The organism is Shewanella acanthi, assembly GCF_019457475.1.
Lineage (GTDB): Bacteria > Pseudomonadota > Gammaproteobacteria > Enterobacterales > Shewanellaceae > Shewanella > Shewanella acanthi.
Genome location: NZ_CP080413.1, coordinates 284,928 through 293,530, shown reverse-complemented (window position 1 = coordinate 293,530; position 8,603 = coordinate 284,928). Strand labels below are relative to the sequence as shown.

The 8,603-nt window shown below is 45.4% G+C and carries 6 protein-coding genes; all 6 read left to right on the top strand.

Annotated features, from left to right (window positions below):
• The first annotated feature begins 92 nt into the window (after positions 1-92).
• From K0H61_RS01380 to K0H61_RS01355, 6 genes are read left to right on the top strand one after another with little or no spacing between them, the layout of a single operon-like run.
• Positions 93-2,270 carry a type I secretion system permease/ATPase gene (locus K0H61_RS01380; protein ID WP_220050992.1) on the top strand — a complete coding sequence of 726 codons (2,178 nt, stop codon included), beginning with the start codon at positions 93-95 and terminating at the stop codon, positions 2,268-2,270.
• On the top strand, positions 2,267-3,649 hold the full coding sequence (locus K0H61_RS01375) for an HlyD family type I secretion periplasmic adaptor subunit (protein WP_220050991.1): 1,383 nt from the start codon (positions 2,267-2,269) through the stop codon (positions 3,647-3,649). The genes K0H61_RS01380 and K0H61_RS01375 overlap by 4 nt, the downstream gene beginning before the upstream one ends.
• A 28-nt stretch (positions 3,650-3,677) precedes the next feature.
• The gene (locus K0H61_RS01370) at positions 3,678-5,093 is read left to right on the top strand and encodes a TolC family outer membrane protein (protein WP_220050990.1); all 1,416 of its coding nucleotides are present in this window, start codon (positions 3,678-3,680) and stop codon (positions 5,091-5,093) included.
• A complete protein-coding gene (locus K0H61_RS01365; RefSeq protein ID WP_220050989.1) occupies positions 5,090-5,782 on the top strand; it encodes an OmpA family protein in 693 nt (230 codons plus the stop codon). The genes K0H61_RS01370 and K0H61_RS01365 overlap by 4 nt, the downstream gene beginning before the upstream one ends.
• Positions 5,783-5,800: 18 nt before the next feature.
• Positions 5,801-6,508, top strand: a complete 708-nt coding sequence (locus tag K0H61_RS01360; RefSeq protein WP_220050988.1) for a transglutaminase-like cysteine peptidase — start codon at positions 5,801-5,803, stop codon at positions 6,506-6,508.
• Between the two features lie 8 nt (positions 6,509-6,516).
• Complete coding sequence (locus tag K0H61_RS01355; protein ID WP_220050987.1) at positions 6,517-8,436, top strand: bifunctional diguanylate cyclase/phosphodiesterase; 1,920 nt, start codon at positions 6,517-6,519, stop codon at positions 8,434-8,436.
• The last annotated feature ends 167 nt before the right edge of the window (positions 8,437-8,603 follow it).

Here is an 8,603-nt window from a genome sequence, read left to right as displayed (position 1 = left end):
TAAATTGACTTTCGATGGCCTATAGTAATATAGGCCATCTTGTTTCATACTTCTGATTAACAAAATAAAAACATCAAAGGATAGATGAGTCTGTGTCTGTAACTGCATCTGAAAAAGTTGAGCAGTGGACTATTTCTGCCTCACAGCGAGTGATAGTTGATCCATTGTTGGATTGCTTGGTTTTATTGACTGAGCATTTTGGGAACCCCTGTTCGAGCGAATCTATGGCCGCGGGTTTACCCTTGTCTGGCGCAGTACTAACACCAGATCTCGTTCCTCAAGCCGCATCCCGAGCGGGTTTAGCCGCCAAATTATCCCGTAAGGGACTAGACGATATCTCTCCGATACTGTTGCCTTGCATTTTATTATTAAAGGATAAAAAGGCCTGTATATTACGGGAATTTGATCTCGAGTCTGACAAAGCCGTGATTCAGCTGCCCGAGACCGGCGGCGAACAACTACTTTCGATAAAGTCACTCGAAGCTCTCTACGTGGGTTATTTATTCTTAGTAAAGCAGGAATACCGCGGTGACATGGGCTTTGATGTCTATTTGCACGACAACAAAACCCACTGGTTAATCCAAACCTTAAAAGATTCAGCCCCAATTTACCGTGATGCACTGATTGCCTCTGTACTGGTAAATATCTTTGCCCTAGTGTCACCGCTGTTCATTATGAACGTCTATGACAAGGTGGTACCCAATCTCGCATTTGAATCACTTTGGGTTTTGGCAATCGGTGCCTCTATCGCCTATTTATTCGATTTTATCATGCGGCAATTACGCAGCTACCTTATTGATGTCGCTGGCAAAAAGGTCGACATTATTGTCTCCTCAAAACTCTTTGCAAAAGCCATTGGCATCCCGCTTGAAAAGCGCTCCCCGAGTATTGGGGGCATGGCAAAACAAATGGGAGAATTTGACAATATTCGGGAAATTCTCACCTCGGCGACGATTACTACGCTAGTCGATTTACCCTTTGCGGTATTTTTCTTGATCATCATCTATATTGTCGCTGGGGATCTCGCCTTTATTCCAGTGGTTGGCGGCGCAATCATCATCGCCTACACCCTTTACATCCAACCCAAATTGAAAGCAGCCATTGAGGAAGGCAACAAGTTCTCCAGCCTCAAGCACGGTCACTTAATTGAAAGCCTCTCAGCCATGGAATCCATTAAAGCTAATGGCGCCGAAGGGATAGTGCAAAAAAGTTGGCAACAAATGATCGGCCATAGCGCCAACTGGCAGCTGCGTTCTAAAAAGCTCTCAAATTCAGTCTCCCACGTTGCAAACTTCATTGTGCAATTCACTGTTGTTTGCGTAGTCATTCTCGGGGTTTATCACGTTTCCGAAAACCTAATTTCCATGGGGGGAATCATCGCTGCAGTAATGTTATCTAGCCGCGCGATAGCCCCCATGGCGCAACTTGCAGGCTTAATGACCCGTGCAAATCATACGGCGAGTGCGCTAAGGCAGTTAAATGAACTGATGACCCAAGAAGATGAATTCGAAAATAAAGGGCATCTCGTCAGTAAACACAGACTAATAGGTAAGATTGAAGCCGATCATGTGGGCTTTAGCTATCCAGGTTCAGAAAGGCCTGTACTGCATCCATTTTCCCTCACCATAAGCCCCGGCGAGCGTATCGCAATTATTGGTCGTAATGGCTCAGGGAAAAGTACCTTAGCCAAACTCCTTGTTGGATTATTTAAGCCCACAGCGGGAAGTCTTCGCTACGATGGCGTAGATTCGGCACAAATTCACCCCAGCGATCTTCGCCGTAACTTTGGCTATTTACCCCAAGACGTTGTGCTTTTCCACGGTTCAATCAGGGACAACATTCTATTTGGTACCAGACAAGTCACGGAGCATCAGCTGATACGTGCTGTGCAGCTTTCGGGTGTCAGCCAGTTTACCCATCTTGAAGCGGAAGGTTTAGATCAACAGGTGGGTGAAGGCGGTATGTCTCTGAGTCGCGGCCAACGTCAAACGGTTGCCCTCGCCCGTGCGACGCTAAACGATCCACCAGTGCTGTTGATGGATGAACCAACCGCTAGCTTAGATGCCCGAGCAGAACAGCAATTTATTCGCTCAATGCAAAATGTCAGCAGAGACAGAACCCTACTTATCATTACTCATAAAATGCACTTATTACAGTTAGTTGATCGCATCATTGTGCTTGAGAGAGGCCATGTGGTCGCCGATGGGCCTAAAGCCGAAGTGTTAGCAAAACTTAATTCGGGTCTCGTAAATGGAGGCCTGCAAAAATGAGCAAAAACCTGACTGCCAATGATCTCGATATGGTCGATGATGTCTACGGTGCCATGATGACTGATGCGCCAAGCGGCCATCGGCTGATTATTTGGGCACTGACCGCAATGATGGTGTGTTTTCTACTTTGGGCAAGCTTTTCTAAACTGGATAAAGTGACGACAGGCTCTGGTAAGGTTATCCCTTCTTCGCAGGTGCAAGTCATTCAGAGTTTAGATGGTGGCATTATGCAAGAGTTATACGTGCAGGAAGGTCAAATCGTGACTAAGGGGCAACCTTTGGTACGTATTGACGATACCCGCTTTCGTTCTGACTTTGCACAGCAAGAACAAGAGGTTTTTGGATTAAAAACCAACGCAATACGTATGCGCGCCGAATTAGATAGTATACTGATATCTGATATGACATCGGATTGGCGTGAGCAGGTCAAAATCACCAAAAAACCTCCCGTCTTCCCCCAAGAAATTGTCGCTGCAGAACCGGCATTGGTTAAACGCCAACAAGAAGAATATAACGGCCGCTTAGATAATCTGAGTAACCAGCTTGAGATTTTGGTTCGTCAAATCCAACAAAGACAGCAAGAGATCGATGACCTAGCTTCCAAAACTGCAACATTAACGACCAGTATGCAGTTGATTTCAAGGGAATTAGAACTCACTCGCCCCTTAGCTAAAAAAGGCATTGTCCCTGAAGTTGAGCTGCTAAAATTAGAACGAGCAGTAAACGATTCACAGGGCGAACTTAATTCATTACGCCTACTAAGGCCAAAATTAAAGGCTGCCTTAGATGAAGCCATTTTGAAGCGCCGTGAGGCCGTGTTTGTTTACGCCGCCGATGTTCGAGCACAGCTAAATGAAACTCAAACTAGGCTGTCACGAATGAATGAGGCTCAGGTAGGTGCGCAGGATAAAGTCAGCAAAGCTATTATCACCTCACCTGTGAATGGCACAATTAAAACTACACATATCAATACATTAGGTGGCGTTGTCCAGCCCGGTGTTGATATTATAGAAATTGTTCCTTCGGAGGATCAATTACTGATTGAGACAAAAATATTACCGAAAGACATTGCGTTTTTACATACAGGATTGCCCGCGGTCGTCAAAGTGACCGCCTACGATTTTACCCGCTATGGCGGCCTTAAGGGAACGGTGGAGCATATCAGTGCTGATACTTCACAGGACGAAGAGGGAAATAGCTTCTATCTTATTAGAGTCAGAACAGAAGAATCGAGTTTAATGAAAGACGATGGCACAGAGATGCCAATTATCCCGGGGATGCTGACTACAGTTGATGTGATCACGGGGCAAAGATCCATTCTTGAGTACATTTTAAATCCAATTCTAAGGGCTAAGGATACCGCTCTACGTGAGCGATAAGCCTGATTAAAAAACCGGGAGGTTTGCAATGAATACTTTTGTAAGAAGACAATTTAAATGCTCTAGGATAGCGGTGGTAATGTCCGCATTACTGCTTCCGTTATCGGCACACAGCCAAACGTTAGAGCAGGCAGTGGCATATACCCTAGATACGAATCCTGACCTGCGTATTGCGTTTAACCGCTTTAAAGCCAGCGAAGAAAAAGTTAACCAAGCGATTTCGGGCTATATGCCAACCATCGACATTACCGCGGGTTACGGTTGGGAACAAACCGACAGTATCTCTACCCGCAGACGCCCTGGTGTTGGTGAAGTCGATAGTGACGGTGTTGCTGAACTTGAGCGCGGTGAGTTTGGCGTCAGTCTGAAACAAATGTTGTTCGACGGTTTTTATACTAGCAGTGAAGTGGATCGCTCAAGTTTTGAAGCCAGTGCCGATCAATGGGCATTATTAGCGGGTGCAGAAGACATTGCCTTAGAAGTCAGCAAAGTGTACCTCAATTACATGCGCACCGATGAGGTCTATAAGCTCGCTGAGAAAAACCTCAATAGCCACAAAGAGATTTACGAGCAAATCAAACAGCGTACCGACTCAGGTTTAGGCTCAACGGCTGACCTATCGCAAATCACAGGCCGTCTTGCCCGCGCTAATGCCAACGTGGTTTCGGCACGGAACAATCTGTTTGATGCCAGAGCACAGTTTATTCGTGTGGTTGAAGCTGAACCCGTCGATTTAATTCAACCTGTTCCTGATGCCGATATGCTACCAACGGATCTCAATACAGGCCTTGCAGAAGCGCAAGAAAATCATCCAGTGCTAAGATCTGCTGCTAATGACATCCGCGCAGCGGAAAACGAACGCTCATCGGTGCAAGCGAGTTACTACCCACAGGTGTCATTAGAAGTTAATGGCAACTGGAATAATGATATCGGTGGCGAAGACGGTGTTAGCTTAATCCCAAGCCAAAATGTGAATGGTTATAACAACGATATCGTGGCCATGGTTCGTATGAAATACAACCTGTTTGCCGGTGGTAAAGATTTAGCCCGCGAGAAAGAGACAGCCTACAAACTCAATGAGGCGAAAGAAATTCGTCAACGTGCTCAACGTGAAGTCGTTGAAGGAGTAAACCTCGCTTGGAATGCCTACGAAATGCTGGGCTCGCAAAAACAATATATCCGTGAGCATGTTATTGCCTCGAAGGATACACAAAGTGCTTACTCTCAACAGTTCAATCTAGGCCAACGCAGCTTACTCGACTTACTGGATACCGAAAACGAGCTATTCGAAGCCCGTAAGGACTATCTACAAGCTGAATACGATGAAATCATTGCGAAATACCGCGTACTGAACTCTACAGGTCGTTTATTGGATTCACTCAGAGTAACCCGTCCAGAAGCGTGGCGTGGCGAACGAAACTATGAAGGAGGGGCAAACAAATGAAAACAACAACTAGCCTATTAATTGGTGTGGCACTGCTGGCTGGCGGCTGCTCAATGCGAGATACCGTTAACATCGAAGAAATGCCTACAACTCAGGTATATGACCTTACAGATCCTGATACTGATGGTGTTATCGAAGCACGCGAACGCTGTAATGACACAGTCAAAGGTGCTGGTGTCGATAATTATGGCTGCGGAAAAGTGAAAGCCATCAACGAGCGTAAGGACATCAACGTATTATTCCCTAACGACTCTGCCTATATTGACCCTCAGTACTATCCGCAGATTGAGGAAATCGCTAATTTCCTCAAGCAATATCCCAACACTCAAGTCACCATCGAAGGCCATACAAGCCGTACAGGTACCGACGAGCGTAATGCGGTGTTGTCTCAGGAACGTGCGGATGCTGTGACATCCGTTTTAGTAAATACCTATGGTATTGATAAAGCACGTTTAACTGCAATTGGATATGGCCCAACTCGACCACTTGTGCTTGAGCGTTCCCCTGAGGCAGAAAGACAAAACCGCCGCGTAGTTGCCGAAGTCACGGGCGATGATACCCAGTCTGATATGAAGTGGACCATTTATTCAGTTGATGGTCCTGAAGACATGATGGATACGCCTGTGGATGGAACTGCACCAGAAACGCCATTTGATGGAACTCAACCCGTAGATCAACCAACCTACTAAAGGCTAATAAACTAGGCTATGAGCGGCAGACGTTGTCACCAAAATTCGTTTTTGCGAGTCTGCCGCTTTACTCTAATAGCGACAGGCCTAGGCATTTGCGGCCTTTATGCCGCGCCAACTCAAAACCTCAATGAAGCCAAAATCGTTTCTGCACTAGAGCGACATTATGGCGGCCGAGCGGGTATGCGTGCTAAAGCTTGGTTTAAAGTGTTAACTGAAGGCCGATCCCTAAGTGAAAAAGATAAACTCGTCAAAGTGAACAACTTTTTCAATATGTTCCGCTTTGTTGATGATATTAAGTTGTGGGGAATATCAAATTACTGGGCAACACCGATGGAATTTATTGGCGTGAATGGTGGGGATTGTGAAGATTTCTCCATCGCGAAGTACTTCACCCTACTCCAGCTTGGTGTACCTGAAGATAAAATGCGGATCACTATGGTTAAAGCAACCACAGTAAATCAGTATCATATGGTGTTAGCTTACTACGATACCCCTTCATCAGTGCCATTGGTTCTCGACAACCTCGACCGCACCATAAAACCCGCAACACAGCGTAGGGATTTACTACCAGTTTACAGCTTTAACGGTAAACAATTATGGTTAAATAAAGAACAAGGGCGAGGTGTGTTAGCTGGCTCGTCCGCACGATTAGAAAAATGGAATGACCTTAACCATAGGTTAGGTGTTGATAGGCTCAGACAACCCAAATTAAAAGTGGAGTAGCCCAAAAGATGACACTGTTTAGACAGATTTATTCGTTGCTTTTTAGCCTATTTTTGATGGTGATTGCCACATTAGGCTATGTGCAATTTACAGAGACGCAAAGCTTTTTAACCAAGCAGATGGAATCGGATCTAAACAATACCAGTACCTCGCTTGGTCTAATGCTAACGCCTGCACTGGAAGCTGGCGATACCGTGGCAGCTGAAACCCTTGTCAATGTGATATTCGAAGGGGGTTATTATCAGAACATTAAACTGAACTGGATGGTCGATGGCAAACAGCAAGAGTGGAATAACGATATCAAAATTGAAGATGTTCCCCAGTGGTTTATTAATCTCAGCTTGTTTAAAACCATCAAAAAAGAAAGCACGATAACCTCAGGTTGGTTACAACTAGCGCAGCTAGAAATCACCGCCCACCCAGGCTTTGGTTACCACGAGTTATGGCGCATTATGTCCAACACTATCATCGCCTTCTCGCTGTTATTCCTTGTGGCCATTTTTACCGCAAGGGTTGGGTTAACGTGGATTTTAAAACCGCTACATTCACTGTCTGAATACGCTCGCAATATTGCTGCTCGCCAGTTTGGCCCTGACTTACCATTACCAAAGACCATGGAGTTAAAGGATGTTGTGGTCGCCTTTAACACTATGTCGGCACAACTTAAGCAGGTATTCCAATCCTTAGACGAAGAAGTCGGCGCCCTACGTAAGAAAAATTTAGTTGATGCTGCGTCTGGATTACCTAATCGTATCTACGTCGTTAATCGCTTAAATGGTTGGTTAAGTGAGCCCGGCAGTGGTGCATTGATCCTAACTAAACTCGATTGGCTAGAAGAAGTTCACAGTAAATACGGCTATCAAGTGCGTGATGAAACCATCCGCATCCTTGCAGAAAAACTGCAGGAACAACTCAACGAAGTTACACCTTCCGTCATCGCACGGATTGCCGCCTACGAGTTTGCCTTCCTGCTAACTGATGTTGAACACGACCAAATTAGTAAATACTTACAAACATTGATCCGCACCATCAATCAGGAAATGTCCAAAGCAGGCTGTAAGCCAAATGAAAACTTTGCTATCGGTGTGGCTGAACGCATAGGCCAAATGCAAGTGTCAGACATTTTGGCCCAGGCCGATAATGCGTTGCAAAAGGCCCTGAAGGAACATAAAACCTTCCACTGGTTTGAAACTAACGAACAGCAGCTGTTTACCCGTGAGCAATGGCGTGACAATTTAAGCCATGCGATCAGTAACCGTAAATTTAAGTTCAGATGGCAACCGATTCAGTTCTGTGAGGGAACAGGCATTGTTCAGCGAGAGCTTTATTGTCAGTTGGAGCTAGCGGATAAATTAGCCCATGCGGGTCAATTTATGCCCTACGTCGAATTGCTGTCACTCGGCTCTCTTCTCGATAAATGCCTTATTGAAACCATTTATGATCTCAAGTTACTTGAACGTAACTTTGAGCCAATTGCAATCAACCTGACCCATCAGAGTCTGAGTGATAAACAATTCCATGAATGGCTAAACCATTTCCTACGCAGTGCTGATCATGCCGATAGGATCTGTTTTGAAATCCCAGAGGCTGGGGTTTATACCGACTTAGACTCCTGCATCGCACTGTGCAATATCATCCGTGACAATGGTGCACATTTCGGTATCGACCATTTCGGACGTCAGTTTGGTTCAATGTCATATCTTCAGGAACTCAGACCTAGCTATGTGAAACTCGACCAGTCCTTCTCATATTATGATGAAGCTTCACACAACAGCGAGCTGTGTCGTGCCATTATCAATGTGGCAAAGGGATTAGATATTCAGGTAATTGTGACAGGTATCCAAGAGAAAGCTCAACTTGAGCGCTTCCATGAACTGAGAACCGATGCCTACCAAGGTTTTATCGCGCCACCAGTCAATATCGAATAATTCAATGAATGTCTTAATAAGGCTCCCTCGGGAGCCTTATTTATTGCAGCACTTAAGCATCGCCCAAATCCGCTAACATCCACTTGGGTCATTAGAGAATTGCAAGAGAAGACAAGAAGAAGGCAGATACAAAAAAGCCCCAGTGATTCCGAAGAATGCTGAGGCTT